This window comes from Dyadobacter ginsengisoli DSM 21015 (assembly GCF_059568735.1).
In genome coordinates this window covers 47,828-66,822 of record NZ_JCANTY010000015.1, presented here as the reverse complement: position 1 = coordinate 66,822, position 18,995 = coordinate 47,828, and the positions used below count along the sequence as shown (strand labels likewise).

Annotated in this window: 16 protein-coding genes and 1 pseudogene; 2 read left to right on the top strand and 15 right to left on the bottom strand. The window is 48.9% G+C overall.

Annotated features, from left to right (window positions below):
• Positions 1-49 precede the first annotated feature (49 nt).
• From BP71_RS36470 to BP71_RS36460, 3 genes are all read right to left on the bottom strand, one after another.
• Positions 50-1,327 carry a hypothetical protein gene (locus tag BP71_RS36470; protein ID WP_496386606.1) on the bottom strand — a complete coding sequence of 426 codons (1,278 nt, stop codon included), beginning with the start codon at positions 1,325-1,327 and terminating at the stop codon, positions 50-52.
• 510 nt (positions 1,328-1,837) lie between these two features.
• Positions 1,838-2,323: a hypothetical protein gene (locus BP71_RS36465; protein ID WP_496386605.1), complete on the bottom strand. Its 486-nt coding sequence runs from the start codon at positions 2,321-2,323 to the stop codon at positions 1,838-1,840.
• Positions 2,324-2,325: 2 nt separating this feature from the next.
• Positions 2,326-2,703 (bottom strand): DoxX family protein, encoded by a 378-nt coding sequence (locus tag BP71_RS36460; RefSeq protein ID WP_496386604.1) that lies wholly within the window; start codon positions 2,701-2,703, stop codon positions 2,326-2,328.
• A 117-nt stretch (positions 2,704-2,820) separates the two neighbouring features.
• Between BP71_RS36460 and BP71_RS36455 the strand changes: the two genes are divergently transcribed.
• Positions 2,821-3,456: a MarR family winged helix-turn-helix transcriptional regulator gene (locus BP71_RS36455; RefSeq protein ID WP_496386603.1), complete on the top strand. Its 636-nt coding sequence runs from the start codon at positions 2,821-2,823 to the stop codon at positions 3,454-3,456.
• 134 nt (positions 3,457-3,590) lie between these two features.
• Positions 3,591-3,731: pseudogene (locus BP71_RS36450) on the top strand (hypothetical protein); the annotation flags it as partial.
• Between the two features lie 410 nt (positions 3,732-4,141).
• Here BP71_RS36450 and BP71_RS36445 read toward each other — a convergent pair.
• From BP71_RS36445 to BP71_RS36390, 12 genes are all read right to left on the bottom strand, one after another.
• Positions 4,142-5,353 (bottom strand): T9SS type A sorting domain-containing protein, encoded by a 1,212-nt coding sequence (locus BP71_RS36445; RefSeq protein WP_496386602.1) that lies wholly within the window; start codon positions 5,351-5,353, stop codon positions 4,142-4,144.
• A 20-nt stretch (positions 5,354-5,373) separates the two neighbouring features.
• Positions 5,374-6,555, bottom strand: coding sequence for a hypothetical protein (locus BP71_RS36440; RefSeq protein WP_496386601.1), 1,182 nt, complete (start codon positions 6,553-6,555; stop codon positions 5,374-5,376).
• 299 nt (positions 6,556-6,854) lie between these two features.
• The gene (locus BP71_RS36435; RefSeq protein ID WP_496386600.1) at positions 6,855-7,001 is read right to left on the bottom strand and encodes a hypothetical protein; all 147 of its coding nucleotides are present in this window, start codon (positions 6,999-7,001) and stop codon (positions 6,855-6,857) included.
• Between the two features lie 813 nt (positions 7,002-7,814).
• Complete coding sequence (locus BP71_RS36430; RefSeq protein ID WP_496386599.1) at positions 7,815-8,561, bottom strand: SDR family oxidoreductase; 747 nt, start codon at positions 8,559-8,561, stop codon at positions 7,815-7,817.
• Positions 8,562-8,883: 322 nt separating this feature from the next.
• Entirely contained in the window at positions 8,884-9,087 is a 204-nt protein-coding gene (locus BP71_RS36425) for a hypothetical protein (RefSeq protein WP_496386598.1), read from the bottom strand.
• Positions 9,088-9,227: 140 nt separating this feature from the next.
• On the bottom strand, positions 9,228-10,133 hold the full coding sequence (locus BP71_RS36420; RefSeq protein WP_496386597.1) for an AraC family transcriptional regulator: 906 nt from the start codon (positions 10,131-10,133) through the stop codon (positions 9,228-9,230).
• Between the two features lie 51 nt (positions 10,134-10,184).
• Positions 10,185-10,622, bottom strand: coding sequence for a hypothetical protein (locus BP71_RS36415; protein WP_496386596.1), 438 nt, complete (start codon positions 10,620-10,622; stop codon positions 10,185-10,187).
• Between the two features lie 17 nt (positions 10,623-10,639).
• Entirely contained in the window at positions 10,640-10,987 is a 348-nt protein-coding gene (locus tag BP71_RS36410) for an Atu4866 domain-containing protein (RefSeq protein WP_496386595.1), read from the bottom strand.
• 466 nt (positions 10,988-11,453) lie between these two features.
• The gene (locus BP71_RS36405) at positions 11,454-12,587 is read right to left on the bottom strand and encodes a redoxin domain-containing protein (RefSeq protein WP_496386594.1); all 1,134 of its coding nucleotides are present in this window, start codon (positions 12,585-12,587) and stop codon (positions 11,454-11,456) included.
• 264 nt (positions 12,588-12,851) lie between these two features.
• Positions 12,852-13,361, bottom strand: a complete 510-nt coding sequence (locus BP71_RS36400; RefSeq protein ID WP_496386593.1) for a hypothetical protein — start codon at positions 13,359-13,361, stop codon at positions 12,852-12,854.
• Between the two features lie 67 nt (positions 13,362-13,428).
• Positions 13,429-14,652, bottom strand: coding sequence for an amidohydrolase family protein (locus tag BP71_RS36395; protein ID WP_496386592.1), 1,224 nt, complete (start codon positions 14,650-14,652; stop codon positions 13,429-13,431).
• A gap of 141 nt (positions 14,653-14,793) precedes the next feature.
• Positions 14,794-18,903, bottom strand: a complete 4,110-nt coding sequence (locus BP71_RS36390; RefSeq protein ID WP_496386591.1) for a hybrid sensor histidine kinase/response regulator transcription factor — start codon at positions 18,901-18,903, stop codon at positions 14,794-14,796.
• Positions 18,904-18,995: the final 92 nt, after the last annotated feature.

Below are 18,995 nucleotides of genomic sequence, written 5' to 3'. Positions count from 1 at the left end.
GAGTGAAAATTAAGATCAACAGAAACACTCCGGACCACGCCGGAACGGATCAAAATAGGAAAAACTGCACTTGCAACCAAACCTGGCCGTACGTCTTCGAGCTGTATGCGCCACCCGCGTCGGCCACATTGTGCTTGCGCGCTACGTAGGAAAGACGAAGATTGGTGGCGCTTCCATTAAAGAAGTAGTTCAACCCGCCGCCGTAAACGCTGCTGGATTTGGCTTTGTCAAAATCATCGATCAGCTCCGAACCTACCTGCTCTTTGCTGGCGGAGATATTCTGGTTTTCGTAGCGCACCCACGGCTGGATGCGTGACTTTTTGAAATAGTAACCGAGTTCGAGGAATTGCACGGTTTGTTTGGGAATCTGGCGTGCAAAGGTGTATTTCGAGTTAACATTGGTACCGCCTGTCATGTATTGAAAAGCGGCATTCAGCGTAACCGAGCCCGCTTCACCAGCCTTTTTGTCAATAAAAAGGTCTGTTCCGACATTGTAATAGGAACCCTGTGTATCGAAGCCCGCGCCCCAGGCGACGGTATTACCTGCGCCGAGTTTGGTACCGGCATAGTAATAATCTTTTTCAGGATCGAGGAAGTTGTAAGCAACGCGGCCCACTATACGTAACGGTGCCTGACCGTCCAGGTTTCTTCCGGTAAACAAACCCAACCGGTATTCCAGCTTATCCTTCAAGAGAAACCCGCGTGCATTCACGCCCAGGTCGCGACCGAAGTTACCCTGTAACGGGCTGTTGGCAAAAAGGTTGTAGGGATATTGAAAATAAGTAAAATCATTGGCCATCAACCCGGCCGCACCTTGCAGGCCGTTCCGGTTGCTGGAAACGAGCTGCATACCTGCAATGAGCTGAAATGCATTGGAAAAGGCATATTCGTATTGGCAATCGAGCAGGATTGGCGCCACTTTTACATTTTTAGTACTGTCGCCCAACTGGATGCCGATGGGTGACGGAAGGTCTGTTTCCATAAAAAAGCTCCCTTTTTTGGAAAGCTGGCCGCCCACCAAAACCCTCGCCCTGTAAAGCGAAAACCCTTTGTTCCAGTCACTTGCCTTGTCAGTCACATTCCCGCCAAAGCCCGATTGCTCCGCAGAAGCGAACATATGCACAATCGCACCTACGTGAATGGACGGTTTGAAGTCGTCCTCTGCCGTCAGCACCGAATCCTTCGGTGCCAGGTAGCCGGGAAGCTCACGCAGCACACGCACTTTCCGGGCTGTCTTGCGATCCCTCGCATCCGGACCGTCGTCGGCCAGCGAGATGCCTTGACAAAGCATCAGCAGCAAACCTGCATTTAGGAAAAGTCTTTTCATGATGGTCGTTGATTTATTTACGTAAGTAATGTGTTTCAAAAATATAAACAAATTACGTACGTACAAACAACTGGTCGATTTTCATGAAAAGTTTACAAATATCCTTAATATAGGAATAAAATACTTTAAAACAGAACCTTACAAAACTGGATCGAGCCTAAATCCTGACACTTACCAGCCCGTCCTACCTACCTAAGTAACACCTAGGGTGATTAAAGGGCTTTGTCAGATTCGTGCAGATCATATAAGACTACCAGCACCGGCACCACCAAGGCATTTAGCATTGTAATCTCTTCACAATAGCTGGCCCGTTATGCTGGTTTCTTAGTTCGGCTGGAAGATTTACGAGTCGCTTCTATCGGTACGTTTCCATACGGGCCCGATGGCTCAATTGCGCAGTGTCCTTAAAATAGCAGCTACGGTGACTTGTTTAGGCCACCGCAAAACCCTTGGGTTACCAATACTACCGTTTGCCTCTGAGGTTGACAATGCATTTCATAGGCAAAAGCTTCAATTGAATTTAAAGATACTCAGTGTGTAAATGACAATGAACAATAGTAGCTGCAAGGTTTGCACTACCATGAAGCCGCTGCTGACAGCCTCGATGCCGCTTTTGCTACCAGCTGGCAAAGGAGCCGCTAGCGCCCTTTTCAGTTTTGCGCCGAGCATCCTGCGTAGCCCGAGCCCATTGATTATGATGATCAACAGAATACCCATCTTGATTTTAAACCAAATTTGAGCGCCCCACGCTTCATGTAATTTGACCATCATGCCGATGCCTGAAACCAGAATCAGCAGCATGCCGATTCCCAGGTATCGCTGGAGCTTATCTAAATTATCCGCTATCACCCGACTGGTTCCGGTATCGATTTCCAGCGCTTTCTTAAGGGACCGGAAGGTCAAATAGTCAATGAATGAAGTGCCGGCCATCACGGTGATGCCGATCACATGCAGGACCAGAAAGCTGTTATAAAGTGCGATGTTCATGTTATCCATTTTTAAAGGTGGTTTTCGGACAGGTCTTTTTTCGAGACATACCGGATACAGAGGGATATTATCAGCAGGTCAACCAGTACAAATAATATCCGGGAGATTGGATCCCCGCTGAATACATGCGCTACCAGGGCCGAGCACATCGTAATGATGAACCCCGCATAAACCCACTCTTTAACCCTTACGAGTGTAAAAGGAAGTAACAGCACAAGGGCTCCTGTGACTTTGGCAATGACCAGTTCTATTCTGAAATAATCCGGGAACCCAAGTTTTTGCAAGTCTTCCGGATGGGAATAGGAGAAATACGCGCTGAAAAGCATAAAAAAGCTAATAAAACCTTTTGCGATCCAATACAGGGTCCTGGCTGACGTGTTCTGTTTCATATACTTATTTATTTCGTTATCGTAGTTATATTGACAAATATAATACGTTTTAGAAATAAATAACACACATTTAGATATTTTCCTGATAGATTTGCTTCGTTAACGAAATAAAATGAGATGAATAAGACGGTGGAGCTTGTCAACAAATGGGCCGAATTCGAAGAGAGATACCCGGAGGGTAGTATTGAGGATTTTTGCCGGTCGTACCTGGCGCATCAACGCAGGGACCAGGAAAAAGGCGCTTTGGTGGGGGGCGTAGTACCTGCATTCAGCGATGGCCTGCTGATGAAGATCATCGGAAGGATAAGCAAATTGAATATGGCCTACGCCAATATTGCCTTAAAGGGCACCGAACTGAACCAGATTGAAGAATTTGGCATACTTCAAACCATACGAAAAGAAAAAAAACCAAGGAAGACGGAGGTGATCTACGCCAATTTATTTGAATTATCCAGCGGGACGGATATGCTCAACCGCATGAAAAAGCGTGGGCTTATCAGGGAATATGGCGACAAGGAGGACAAACGCTCAAAGAGGCTTGAGCTGACCGAAAAAGGAGAAGCCGTCGCGAACGCCTCTATCCCAAGAATCGAAAAGAACGCGAAGATGTTATTGAACGCTCTGCCAGCAGAGGATAAGGAGCTTTGCATCCAGCTTTTAAAAAACATCGAAATCAAACTTTCTGCGCAATGGCAAAAACACAAGGTGAAAGACTTTGAGGAGATCTATCAGGAGTTGACGCAGGCTGATTAGAGGTGCTGTAAATTACCTATTCTATCGTTGGCCAAAATCCCGATAAATTCTCTTTTGTCTTGTATAAAATGAGCTGTCAGTAAATCTAACCGGAGCAGGAGACTTTTTTCGGTGCTGCTTCATATCCAAATCCGGTCGATAAGGAGTTAAATGTCGATATCGCAGGTACAGCCGGTCAAAAAGCAAGGATGATTTTGATGGACATTACCGGCAGGACTTGTCAGACAAGGTCCTGGCTCCCACAGACGGCGCCCACCAAGATTCTGTCGATATGAGTCAGAACCAGAGGGGAATCAATTTGCTGCAAGTCGGCACAATTACCTAGATAAAAACATCAAGGGTGACGAAACGCTAGTTTCTGTATGTTGGAATAGAGGAAAACACTGTCACTGATGTAGGACAGTGTTTTCTAATTATCCGGGAGTAATACTTAAACTCGCATTTAGACGCTCCGATGGGGATGTCGAAGTCGGCGCTCCTTCCAAGTACCAGAGCCCCCTATTGTATTGCTCAGGATAAGATTGAATTTCTACACGTTCTCATTTTTTGCCATAACTATTTAATAATCATCATCCTAGCAGTCCAAAATCCACTCAGAACCAATCAAAATATATCACAGACCCGACCTCTGCCCAACACTGTCGAGCAAGTGGCTCCACGCGGTATACGTGTCGAGCTTAGAAGATTATCTGGCAATAACAATCCGATGCAGCTCACTCTGACCGCTTTGCCAGGTAACCTTCAATAAGTAAGTGCCCGCTGCAACATTTCTCACGTCGATTCCTGATGGCGGAAATGACACATCTTCGAAAACAGTCGCTCCGGCCTGAGACACCAGTGTAACGTACCTGATCACGTCAGCTTCAGGCATTTTTAGCAGCAAGCGCTCCCCGGTCGGATTGGGGTATACGAATGTAGATGTTAGCTTACCATCCATTCGTACGCTCTGGATGCGGCTGTATGTAAAGGTTCTGTCACGGTCGATCATTTTCAACCGGTAATACCCTTGCCCAGGTAGCGGAGTCAGATCAGTGAACTGATAGGAAACTAATGCTTTACTATCCCCTTCGGCTGCGCGCGATCCAATCACCTGCCAATTTTTTGCATCATTGCCTCGCTGGATCTCAAATTTTTCAGCATTTACTTCCTCTGTGGTCGCCCAGTTTACCTGCACTGTTTGGGCTTTCTGAGCAAGGGAAAACGATAGCAATGTCACCGGCATAGGCTGCATGGTGCATATTTCAATAGGGGTCTGACTGATGGATGCACAGGAACCTCCGATATCGGCAATGAGCGTTCCCGCGCCTAGGTTCGGCGCCGAACTCCCTCCATCTGCCAGGTAGTTGACAGCATAAATCCGGTATGTTCCTGAGACTGACGGGAGGGTGACAGGGCTTTCGTTGTACGCAGAAACAATGCGTCCGGTACTGTCGGTGAGGGCATATCTGGTGACGTATCCGTCAGAGGTATTGTTGCCGCTCACCTGAAATGCAATTGAGCCACCAACGGGCACACAACCGCCGCTCACACAAAATTGCGCAGGCTGCTGACTGACGGCTGCGCAAGCCCCACCGATGGCCGCGATGTTGGTGCCAGGCGTCGTGGTCGGTATGCTTCCGGATGTTTTGTAATTGACCGCATAGATGTGGTAGGTCCCATTAACGTCAGGCGCAGCAAACCCATCGGTAACTGTTTTAAGTATCCTGCCATCGGAATTAGTCAACAGATACACTGTTGTGTACCCGACCGTGGTATTATCGCCCGCAGTTGTGAAATGGATGGAGGATCCTGCGCTGATGCATTGTGCTCTGAGCAAGGCATGAAACGCTCCTAAGATCATCAGCAACGCCGTCAATTTCCAACGTGCCGAGAAACGAATTAGGCATCTTTTCTTCATAAGTTCTTGACGGGCTAACGTTATGGTATAATCGTAATAGTTCCGGCCTCTGACTCGCAGCATTCAGGCATTCCGATACTAAGCGCATTAGAAGGTGCAGACGTGCAGGTACCATCATTCGCTGTTACCGTATAAGGGCCCGAGCCTGGTGCCAGACCTGGGAAAACGCCTGTTGTGTTGGAAACAGCGCCGGGAGAGAGCGTATATGTCTGTCCGGTAACCGGGGTTTGTACAGTAATACTGCCTGTCGGGCTTTCACAGGCTGGCTCCGTGGCAGTTATTAAAGGCACGGATGGCCCAGTTACTGTTACGGCAACTTCATCAGTGCACCCGTTTAAAGTCCAGATGAAATAATACACTCCCGGACTATCAAACCCTGAGATCGTTGTAGCGGAATCTGCTGGGTTCGAAATGGTGGTTGAGGTCGGATTGCCCGGCTTTTCACTCCAAGTGCCTGTTCCGGCTGCTGCCATTTCCGTGGTGTTGCCCACACAAATGGTCGTATCCGGCCCGCCGTCGATGGTGTAGCTGAGTCGGAAATTATCAATGTAGGTGTACGCACCTACATTTCCCGGAGCAATGGGCGCATTAAGTATCTCGATACGGTCATAAGTCTGGGTGGTAGTTATCTTGAAACTTCGGGTAACCCAGGTTGGATTTGTTGCCGAAATCACATTGTCCACAACGACTGATCCCATTAACTGTGCCGGAATACGTGAAAAGTCAGCGTCGGTAGACTTAACGCCATAGAACAACAGCGTTGTAGTGGCACCGGTAGCATTTCCTGCATCCAGGAAAAACGTGTAGGTTCCTGGCGGAAGCGGCTGAGCGAGCGTATTCTGCCAGTTCTCTGTGTTATGCCCTCCCAGCCAGTTGGTACCTTCACTCCCGCCGGTCAGCGCCGTGGAAGCGGGCCATGAAGCCGCAGGTTTGTTGGAAACACATTCACCTGGCCTGTTCACCATCAATTGTCCATAAGTCCCTCCCAGGCCGCCAACGGTTTTCCAATTTGTGGCATAATTAATAGTACCGGAAATACTCATGTTTGGACAAGTAGTATAATTTTCCATACTGCCGTTGGCAATAAAATTGATGCATTGGGACCTGGCGGCAGTACTGACCGCAACGAGTAGCGCCCAAGCAGCAAGGCGGTGCTTAGGCCACTGCTTCAAAAGTTTTGCAAAAACGAAGATTTGTTTCATAGTGGTAATAGTTTTTGGAAAAATGGCAAGACAAGTTCATCCGGATAGTGTACATTATCCGGAGTTGTTAACACGATGCGTTTTTAAATCATGTTCCTGGTAAACAATTCACCGACACACTGGGCTGATCAGAAAACTGTTTTACACGGGACACTTACTCCTGCATACATGCAGGGAACGAAACTCTTAAAGCGTGCGGTGGTACATCCTCTCTGGCAGTCTGCCAGAGAGTCATTTCCAGCCGCTACACTTCCCAAAATGTATACGTTGGAGGGCTAAATATGCAGGAGGTTGCTATGTCACCTCCCGCCGGGTTGGGACTCGTTTTCTTTACCGGGGTTGAAATGCCCGGCGTTGGTGGCCATATACGGCTCGTCTGCCGTAATGGCTTGTGCACATTTCACAAGTTCCTCCTGAAAATCATTTTTCGTAAGGATTCTCTTCATACCCTACGGATCAATGACGTTGCAAAATTGCCGATGGGCGCGCTCACGTGCACGATGTAATGACGCCATACGGTTATTTTCATTGCCTTTTTTGATACGTTACGGTCTGTTTCAGGATGTCTTACGAAAGGCCAATCACTGCAATATCTTGCCGCTGGATTTCTTTTGCTGGCGAATGCATACCATCGCTCTCGAAAATAGCAACGTCCTCGAACTGACTTGCAAACGCCGTACGGACTCTATATGAAATATCCGGGGTTTGCCTACCAATACTACCTTCATATTTCTACAAGCTGACCGTAAGTTTTGGGTTATACTTTAAAAATCATCTCTCCGGCATCACCGGGAGATGATTGGGTTACTCAACGTTAGAAAATTGCCCAGCGTAATTCCTCAACCCCGTTCTAATGTACCCTAAACCAACGTTTTATTTCCGGGTTGAGAACAAAACAAAAGTATCGTATGTAACCGGTAGTGCAACTACAAAAGATTTAATCATCCGTTAAAAAAAGTATTTACCGCATTTAATAAATTTAACAGCGCGTCGAAGAATTACTAAAAATAATTTTCCCAATAATTAATATGCATATTCCGCTGATAGCAATTTCTTCTTCAGCAGTGTTCAGATCATCATCGCAGCAGATCATCCATTGATTTTGGCGGGTCTACAAGACGCTCAGCTAGGGGGAGTAAGCTGCAACAGGCCAAAGGGGCACTGGCAACGCTAAACCTGATTAAATAGTAGGAATAGGGAAAAAGCAAAATCCGGAGGTGCAACATTTCATCTCCGGATTTTGCTTCTGCCATTAGCACCTACCATCCCTGCTCGGTAGGCAGAACAAATACTTCTGAAACGTTCACATGATTTGGTTGTGAAACCGCATAAAGAATGCTGTTGCCAATGTCCTCACCAGTCAAAAAAGTCATTTGCTTGGCCAGTTCGTCCATGTCATTGCGGTACTTCACGTCAGTGATATGGTCGTAAAGCGCTGTTGCCACCGCACCAGGCTGGATATTGGTTACACGGATTTTGAATTTTGGCGCGAGCTCCATTCTCAGACCATCAGAAAAGGCAGCGATGGCGAATTTGGTCGCGCAATAGATCGACAGCCCTTTGAATACCTTCCGGCCTGCGATTGAGGACATATTGATGATGTGTCCCGAATTCCGCTCTTTCAGATAAGGCAGCACGGCGGCCGTCGAGTTGAGCACGCCTTTGACGTTCACATCAATCATCCGGTTCCATTCGTCCACCTTCAAGCTTTCAATGTCCGATAGCGGCATCAGTCCCGCATTATTGACCAAAATATCAATAGTACCATAAACAGCAACATGCGCTTCAACGCCGCGCTTAACAGATTCAGAATCAGTAACGTCCATTTGAATAGGTAGGGCTTCTCCGCCGGATGCTGTGATTTCATTTTTCAGATCGTTTAGTTTGTGTATTCTACGGGCGGCGATGCCGGCTCTGAATCCGTTTGCGGCGAGTAATTTCGTAGTACCGGCACCTATTCCACTTGAAGCGCCGGTTATCATGGCGACTTTTGAATGCGTTTCCATTGTTTTCAATGGTTAAAATCTGTGATTGAAAATTGATTTGTTTGCTCAGATCTGATGTTACAAAGGTAACCTGCCGCCATGGCTGAGCAGATGCAAGCTTCAAACTGATAATTGCGAAAAACAAACAATCAAACATCACTTTTCAAATACAAAAAGAAAGGCCGAATCCCACAGCCACGCAGCAAGTGAAATCCGGCCTTTGAGCCTGATAAAGTTCAATAAGCGCCTACAAATTTTCCGGCCTGAACCGCTCGGGAAAAGAAATACGATCGCCTGAAATCATAAAAGTGCCCCGCGCCGGTAATGCACGGTTTTAGGAAATTCAGGAGTAGTAGCCAAGTGGGCTTTGACTACTTCCAGGAAAAAGAAACTGTGATGGGCTAAAATCCATGACCATACACCAGCCCATCGTCATGATATTGTTCTCCCCCTTGTAGCTTGGACTTACCAGTACTATCGGGCCTGGTTCCAGATAACTCCGGATGCCATCTACGGGGAAATCCCGTTTTTCATATGTCGTTTTCATAATGTTTGATTTTTGGTTGCTATCGTAAAGTTCATGCAACTGCATCAGTCCGCCCTTGCAAAACGGCAGGTTATTACGAATATCAAACAATAAAAAAGGGCTACCGTCAGAGTAGCCCTATCGAAGGTAGAAGATTACCGCTATGAAGACCTGAATGCGGAAGGCGAGACTTCCGCATGCTTCCGAAAGAAGTTGTTGAAGTGGGCCGGTTCCTCAAAGCCGAGCGAATAGCCGATTTCGGCGACGCTCCACTTGGTATGTTTGAGCAGGGCCTTTGCCTCGCTGACCAATCTGGTGGCGATCAGGGTCGATGTGGTCTTGCCGGTCGTTTCCTTCACAGCCCGGTTCAGATGATTAATATGCACATAGAGCTGATCGGCAAAATCCTTTGGCGAGCGCATCGCAAAACGCTGTTCGGTTGAATCGATGGGAAATTGCCTTTCCAGCATTTCGGAAAAGATTGAAGTGATCCTCGCATTGGCGTTCACCTGGTGGTGCAGCGTTTCGGTGGCATCCATTTTCAGCGCATAGTGGATCAGTTCGGTCACATAACTCACCAGCAGATCTTGCTTGAAGCGGTAGTCTGAGCCGATCTCGTCCAGCATTTTCCGAAAAATGCCGCTCACAAAATCCTTTTGTTGCGTATCCAAAATATAGGAAGGCTTCCCTCCAATGGCAAACATGGGTAGCTCCCCGAGGTTGCTCCTGAGCTTTTCCATGAAAAATGCTTCTTTGAAAATGCAAAAATACCCCATGTTGCCGTCCGCAAGCGTCTCCCACCGGTATGGGACATTCGGGTTAAAGAAAATCAGGGAGGTCCCCTTTACATGCAGGGTCTTGTCGGCATAATGAAAAAGGTTGTCGCCCGTGATCAGGCTGATCTTGTAAAAATCCCTACGTGCATATGGTACCGTTACCTGTCCTTGCGGGTTGATACTGTCTTCCACCACAAACACATTGAAATCACCAATCTCACGCTGGATGTTGGCTGGCATTCCTGAAAATTTGTGTTGATAAAACTCTTCAAGCGTTTCTGTATTGGCCATGATGTTTGAATACCTTTGAGAATATGTAAAGATACACAACTGAAATGACGGTCAGGAGGCGCTACCTGCGTTTTTTAGCCCAAAATGGATAATTTGGATCACATAGTTATGCATCAGGTCGAGTTTATGATGGTATTGGGAGCTCACCTCCGCCAGCAGCAATTCAAAAATCTGGCTCACAGCAGATGCCTGCATCCGGCTTAATTTGATTACTCCCTTACCCGGAACCGCAAATAATGAAAGTCTTTTAATCCGGTGCATTAGTTTTTCTGGCATGAACAATGGTGTGAATGCACAGAAGTACCCTTGATGTCCCGTCGATGGCCAACATTGTGCCCCCAGGGCTTCCCCATTTATAAACAATAACTGATCGGGCACTCCTACTTGCAGGACAACCCAATAGTCCGGCAGTAGCCCCGCTGCAAGCAGGCAGTTGCCAGCAAGGCTTTCGAGCCGTCCGGCATAGATGTTGGTGGCGGTAGCTTTCATATCAAATTTACCTGGCCTTATTTCTGTTTGTAAAGCACCATTCCGGCGTGGTACAAGATGCCATCCCGAAAGTCGCCATCGGCTGCGAAACCCGTATCGTCCTTGTAGTCAACATGGTTCCCTATAACTTTGTACGAACCCCGGTAAGCACTTTCGCGCTTGCCCCTGACTTCATCATACCGGTTTTCGGGCAATAAGTGGTGTCGGATATAACCATCGGCAGTTACCCACATACCGATGTAGTCTTTACTTTCCTGCATTGTTTGTTTCGCTTTCATATCGACCAGTCGGTTGGATTTGCATCGAACGATTAAGAAGGCCAGGGCAGCCAGCATGGCCGCCGCGACAAGTTGAACGGTTTTCATAGGCTAGCCCCAGGTCTTAAACGATTCGGCGTTTTTTGCGTTTAATGTAATCCATGCCGTTTTCATCTTTGCTATCGTTTAAGTGGTTAACTTTTTGATAGAGCAAAGGTATATTCGGCCAAGAGCGCCAGGTTAGCAGGAAAGAAACAGCTTATTGCGTAAATCAAACATTGACATTCCATCACAGCGATTTCGGGCATATGCCCGTGTCAAACTGGCTGCCCGTGAAATTTATTACGTCGCAATAACACCCGATTTCTGTTCAAGCGTACCAATCAATATTCTTCAACCAAATCTGCGGGCTGACTATGTTTATGGCTGGTGACATCACTCCATTTATCTGCCCGAAGGCGAATTTGTCAACATTGCCTCAAATGCGGGCTTTCGGATTGGGCCAATGCTCTTTGAGAAGCCTTTTCTGGCGTTAGTCTAAAATACTGGATGCATATTTCCTTCCTTATCTATCTCAGCGAGGAATTGGAATAAGCTCCCTCAGTTTTTTGATCAGTTCATATCCCCTCAGATTTGAGGCGACTATCCGGCCCGAAGGGTCAAGTAAATAATTGCGGGGTATACTGGAAATCCCGTATGCGACGGCCACCTCATTTTTCCAGCCCTTTAAATCACTCAGATGCGTCCAGGTTAACTGATCCTTTGAAATGGCTTTTAACCAACGATCTTTATTTTCGTCCAACGAAACTGATACAACCGTAAAGTTGCTATCCTTATACTTTTGAAACGCACTAACCACAGCAGGGTTTTCTTCTCGGCAAGGGCCGCACCAACTGGCCCAAAAATCAACCAATACAAATTTCCCCCTGAATTCGGAAAGTGTTACCTTCTTGCCTGATGTGTCCGCCTGAGTAAATTCGGGTGCAAGATGACCAGTTCCCAAGGCTTTCATTCGATTGATCATTGTACGGAAGTAACGCGCCTGCCCAGTCTGACCGCTCGGCATCTTTTCCAGAACAGACAAGATGCTGTCCGCTTGATTAAGGCCTCCTTGGTCCATAATCATCCCTACCAGGTTAACTCCGGACGCTGTGCCGGGATGTTGGTCGATAAACTGTAAAAAGCGTCGGCAATCGTCAGCGCGCACTTTCGCCATTAATTGACCGGCTTGATCCATTCCATACTCATCATTTGCCTTTCTTGCCTTCTCATAGCTGGCGTGAGCGAATTCATAGCGATTGCTTATTGAGGTATCACGCAGCATTTTTCCAACCAGTTTTCGAACATCCTCTTCCTTGGAGCCAATTAAAGTTGCGGAGCTAATTGCAGCGGCGTCACCAGTAACCTGGATAGTTGAGTTTTCAAGGTAAAAGTCTTTTCTTTCCCCGTTTTTAGTAACGCTGATATTATATAAGGTGACCTCATCCAATTGCCCCGCGAACAAGAACTCGCCTTGTGCGTTAGCAACGGTCGAATCCTTTTTCTGCTCGCTTTTATAAAAAGATTCTTCGGTCAGATAGATTTTCTTATTAGCGGCATTTTTTAATTTCCCTTGTATCCGGTAACCCCCGGAATTGTCGGACGATTTTTGAGCAAGGCCACTTTGAAAGGTAGCGAATATCAGTGCGAGCAAAAATGTTAATCTCATAGAATGCAGGTTTTGAGATTAACGTCATTACGAAGGCGGAAGTACTTCGAGGGTTCCTATTTCTGCTTCTTTATTCTGTTGGGCATAAGTTAAGTGGCCTGTCAATACGAAGCCGGACTCATCCTCCGACGCGTATCATTAATACAAACAAAAGCGTCCTGGTAAGCAAGACTTGCCGAAAAGCGGAAGCTCAGTCGGGGATAAACGTAAATTCGGGGAAACCGTTAATTGTACTGAACTCGTTGTTAGATGACATTGGAAAGGCTATGGTATTACCATTTCCGGAGCGGCTTGCATGCAACGTGATAGCGCCTTTGGTGGTCGGCAAAACATTACCCCCGCTGGCTTTAAAAGCATGGGTGAAAGCCCCAGGCTGCGACTACCCGATCTGTTATTGATACTGACTACATATTTCTTGCCGATCATCAGCGGAAATGCTTCCGTGTCGGTGAGCGATAGACTGTCGGGTATCTCTTGTTCCACCTTCTTTTGTAGCAATATCTGTCCGTTATCAAAGTCCCAGACAGTAACTACATAAATACCGGCATCCGGCAGTTTGCTACCCAAATGTGTGATTTTACCGGCAAGCGAACTACTAAAAACGACACCCGATTCCTGGAAACTATTTTCCCGAATCCTTATTAATTTCAACGCCTGCGACTGCTCGCTCAGCAAAGTTGTTATCGGATTCTCGGCTGGTTTGGCAGTTTCGTTCTTCTCACAACCCATCAGGCTTGCCGCAAGCAGCAGCACGCACACCCATAGATTTTTCATAATAACAGAAGTTTTGTTTGTTTGGCAATTTCAACCGGCCGGGTATTCAATCAATCGAGCCGGGCGCTCACGTCGCAATCCTAAAAATTCGCTCGGCATTTCCGTGCGCCACTTTTTCACGTTCGACATCGGTGAGCGGCGCGGTATCGATGAATGCGACGGCAGGGGCAGTAGGTTGGAAAGGATAATCAATCGCCCACATGACCGAGTCGACGCCCAGTTTATCAATACAAAACCGAAGCACGAGCGGGTCTTCCACCCCGCTGGTGGTTACCGAAAAATTACGCTTGAAGTACTCACTGGGTTTCAACTGGTTCCCCCGGCCAGCCCGTGCTCCGGGTGCACCCATAAAATCAAGGCGCCAGAGCCAGAATGGCAGCGCCTCACCCATATGCCCGAGCACTATGCGCAGCTTCGGAAACCGATCGAGCACACCGCTAAGCATTAAACGCAACGCATGCGTGCCCGCCTCGATGCCATACCCCCATACTGCGCCTTCCAACCGGTAGTCCCGGAAAGGCGCGGCCATACCATCCGATGGAGCCCGGGGATGAATGTAGAGCGGCGCACCCAAAGCTTCGGCAGCTTCCAGGATCGGCCAGAACCGCTGTTCATCCAGATATCCGTTAGCGGTATGCGAATTGACCAGAAAGCCATTCAATTTGAGCTTATCAATGGAGCGCTCCATCTCCATGGCGGCTTGCCCGGGATGCTGGGGCGCAAAACAAGCCAGGCCCGCAAAACGAGTCGGATGCCGACGAATGGCTTCACTTAACCGGTCGTTGGAAAGGCGGGCAAGAGCTACGGCCTGGCCGGCTTCGAAAAGCTGTACACCGGGCAGCCCCAGTGAGAGCACGTGCATATCCACACCCGATGCATCCATATTGGCCAGGCGGCCGGCGTCAAGGTCGAGCAGATTGGGCAGCAGCAACCGGGCGACTGCATCCCGGTTGGATACCGGAGGCGGTGCTTTTGATGGGTCCTGAGAAACGGCGGGACTGTCAAACACCGCGGTAAGCAGTTTGATATCCAGGTTCGATCCTCCTTTTCGCACCAGATCGCGCACGGCATGGGCCACTTCCGGAATCATGAATGCTTCCTCAGTTGCAATTTTTTTTACCCGCTTTGGGGCTATCATCGGGGTGTTTCCGCTGCGCTGGTCTTGTCCGGTACCGATCTGACCCGACCAGGCCGCCCCCCCCGCTAATGCGGAAAGTTGCGCCAATGCGGTCCGGCGGTTGAGGGGCGCCTGACACCCCTGGTTAAACGGGTAAAGTTTGCGTGCACACATTGCGTTTAGGATTGATTGGGCTATGAAAATGAATCAATGCCCAAACCTAGCTTATCCCGCAGGCAAAGGTTAGCCGGGATCCGCCGCAATTCAGCAAAAATCAGGCATGGTCAAAATTTGTAGAAAAAAGGGAGTATTCTGCTAGGAACGGCTGGCTGCATTGACGCGGGCATACTCGGTGGGTGTCTGACCAAACTGGTCGCGGAAGCATTTGGTGAAATAATTGGGATTGGTGAAGCCTACCATAAACGCAATTTCGCTGACATTGCCATGCTGCTGGCTCAGCAAACTGGCCGCGCGCTTCAACCGGAATGATCGGATCAACTCATTGGCCGATTGCCCCAACAGCGCCGTTAGCTTCCGGTGCAGATGGGTTTGGCTCACACCCATTTCCTGACAAAAGGTACTGATGTCAAAATCGGCATTAGACAGATTTTTTTCCAACGAAGCAAAAACAGCTTGCAGGAATTTCTCGTCCGTCGAGGTAACCGTCACTTCGCCCGGCTGCACCACGAGCTGTCGGCCAAAACGTTCCCTGAGTTTCTTCCGGCTTTCCAAAAGATTTTTCACCCGCATGATCAACTCATTCCGGTCGAATGGCTTGGTCAGGTACTCGTCGGCACCGGTTTCCAGCCCGGCCAGTTTGCTTTCGGAGCCGGTTTTGGCTGTTAGTAATACGACAGGTATGTGACTGGTAAGCTGGTGTGTTTTCAGCCTGCGGCATAGCTCTATCCCATTCAGCCCCGGCATCATCACGTCGCTGATGATCAGATCGGGCAGGTGCGCGATGGCCAGGCCGAAACCTTCATTGCCATTGTCCACAGCCAGCGTTCGGTAGGCCGGGGTAAAGCAATCAACCAGGAAGTTCCTTAAATCGGCATTGTCTTCAATAATAAGGATTTGCAATTTCCGACCAGCATGTTCAGTTTCGATTTCCCGGGCTGCTATGTTGTTTGAAAAATCGGGCAGGTCAGCAGCCGGTTGCCGGGCAGGCTGTTCCGGGTCGGCAACCGGAAAAGCCAGTGATAATGTAAAAGTGGTGCCGCGTCCCTCCTTGCTTTCTACGGCAATCGTTCCGTGATGCAATTCTACCAGCTCCTTCACCAGCGCCAGCCCGATGCCGGTGCCTTCGTAGAGGCGCGTAACGGAGCTGTCGGCCTGGAAAAAACGGTCGAAAATATGGGGCAACTGATGGGCGGGAATGCCGATACCTGTATCCTGCATGAGCACCCGTAAATCGATCGAACCGGGCTGGATAGCTTCTGCCCATACTGAAAACTGCACCTGGCCCCCGGCGGGCGTAAACTTGGCCGCATTGCTTAACAGGTTCGACAGGATACGGACAAGCTTGTCCTGGTCGGCATTTACCCAAACCGGTTGCAGTGGTACAGTGTACCGGTAAGTGATTTGCCGGCTCTCAAAAAGGGAAACAAAAGACCCGCTGAGCTGCCTCAGAAAGTCACTCAGATCGACAGGGTGTGGATGAAGTACTAATTTGCCCGCTTCCCGCCTGGAAAGGTCGAGGAGTTGATTGATCATATCCAGCAACTGCCCGGCTTGCCGATCGATAAGCTGATAATCAGCATCATGTCCATCGCCCGTCTCTGATTTTATCTTATCGATCGTCCCCTTGATCAATGCAAGAGGTGTACGGAATTCATGGGACAGATTCGCAAAGAAATCCGACTTCAACGCGTCCACTTCCTGCAACTTTTCGGCAGTCAGCCGCTCAAATCTAAGCTCGCTCCGAAGCCGTTCCCGATTGATCAAATGCTGCCGTGCCAGCCAGAAAAGAGCAAGTATGAACGCCGCGTAAAGAGCATAGGCCCATTTCGTTTCCCACCAGGGAGGAAGGATAATCACGCGAAGCGAAATGCCTGCCTGGTTCCACACGCCATCGTTGTTCGAGCCCTTCACACGAAAGGTATAGGTGCCGGGTCTAAGGTCCGTGTAGCGTGCAAAACGCCGGTTTCCGGAGTAGATCCAGTCCTTGTCCAGCCCTGCCAATTGAAAGGCATACTGGTTTTTTTCCGGTGCATTATAGTCCAGGGACACGAATTCAAAGGAAAGAAAATTTTCGTCGTAAGGTAATTCCAGCACACCGGCCGGAACGGGTCTTCGCTTTTCCTGCACCATCAGGCTTGTCAGTTGCACGGGAGGAATTATGGTGTTCTGTTTGATTTGTGCAGCTTCAAAATCAACGGCCCCATTGAGTGTACCAAACAGCAAGCGCCCATCCCTGCTATGCACGCTGCCCAGGTTGCACTCATTATCGGGTAGCCCGTCTTGTACATCAAAATTCCTGAATTGGCGTGAAGCGGGGTTGAAGCGGCTGATCCCGTGCCCCGTACCCAGCCAAAGGTTCCCCGAGTTGTCCGGGGCAATGCTCACCACCTGGTTGGAAGGGAGGCCGTCTTTCATGTTATAATAGGAAAACTGTCCAGTCGCCGGATCAAAGCGGTTGAGCCCGCCGTGGTTGGTACCTACCCAGAGAATACCCTTTTCGTCCTCATACAAGGCGCGCACCCAGTTGTCGGTCAGCAGGCCCGGTGAATAGGAACGACCAGCCTGGTAATAAGTAAAATTCCCAGTGGCCGGATCGAGCCGGTTGAGTCCCTGAGCGGTAGCGATCCAGATCTCTCCCTTTCGGCCTACCAGCAAGTCAAGAATAAGGAAGTGGCTCAGCGTACGGTTCGGGCGCAAAGCGGCTTCACTTTTGGGTTGCAGAACATCCCGCGTGTAATACTCACATTCCCCGGTTACCGGGTCCAGCCGTCCGACAGCCCCTTTCAACCCTACCGATCCGGCTATCCAAAGTTTGCCATCCTTGTCCTCATCCATGCACATAGTAGGTACCTGAGTGGGATAGCGTCTGAATTCGCTACTGGCGCGGTCGAGCCGGTGCAATGCTTCCTTGGTACTAACCCAAACCTGGCCTGCATGGTCTTCAAAAAGGGTCGAAACACCTTCACTCGCCAAAGCATTCGGATGGTCAGGATTGGCCGGAATGTGTTCCAGCTTTCCGGCGTCTGCCCGCCAGCGGTAGAGTCCCTTTTGCAAACTGCCCAGCCAGATAGTGCCGGTGCGGTCGCGCAGCACGGCCTGAAAATTATATTCCGGCAGCCTGAATGGGGCATTCGGCAAATGAGTGGGATAGGTATGAAATGCCTTTGGAACGGCAGGAAGCTGGTTAATGCCATTATCGGTACCGATCCAGACAGTGCCTGTGCGATCGCGGAAAACGGTGCGCACATCATTACTACTCAAACTGCCCGGCTGTGTCGGTTCAGCCCGATAGGTTATCAGCCTATTAGTTTTAGGATCGATTTGTTGCAGCCCTTCCGGTGACGAAATCCAGACAAACCCGGCGGGATCTTCGAAAATACCGCTTTCATAGATCGTTTGAAATAGCAGCCCTTTCGGATTGTAAGCGACAGGCCTCAGCGAATCACCAGCGATTTTAACCCGAAACAAACCATTGCTCTCCGTTCCTATCCACAATTCACCGGATTTATCCAGCATAAATGCATAGGGGCTGACAGGCTTGACCGCCTGATAAGGCAAAGCAAACTGTCGCCCGCTGGCGGCCCTGCGCCAAACATCCGGATTATGGACCAGCTTTGGCAATTGAAACCAAATCGGCGTAAAATGGCCCGACTTAGGATTAAACCTGAAAAGCTGGCCCCGAGACTTTACTTCCACGAGCAGATCGCCCCGAGCATCCTGCCCGATAATATGATTGACCCGCTCCATGGGAAATTGAATGAATTGATGAGTAGCGGGGTCAAAACGAAGCAAGCCGAGAGGAGTGCCCAGCCATAGGTAGCCCTGCCTGTCTTCAAACATATTAAAATGAACATTCCAGTAATAAGAAAGCCCCAGAAGCTGATTGTAGGCTGTTACTTTGCCTGTGCGCTTGTCGACCTGGTGCAAACCGCCGCCCATTGTCGCTACCCAAATTCGCCCTTTTCGGTCTTCGTGAACGTCGGTGACGATGGTATGCTGCATGGAATTGCTGCCCGCCTCGGGATCAAACCGGAAAGCCGTAAACTGGTAGCCATCAAACTTATTGAGGCCGTCGGCGGTGCCAAACCACAGAAAACCTTCCTTGTCCTGGCAAATGGCGCTGATAAAATGATTCGAAAGCCCTTGCCGGGTAGATAATTGCTTGAAAGTAACAGGATGGCGCTGGGCCACATTCTTGCCTGCGGATAACAGCAGCATTAGGGATAAATGCATTAACATTCTCATGAGAAACTATATTAATGCTTTAAATAAGGCGAACTCCGGGTGGAAAGCGCATTGATGCTTACAAAGATACGATGTAATCGCTTTAATGAATC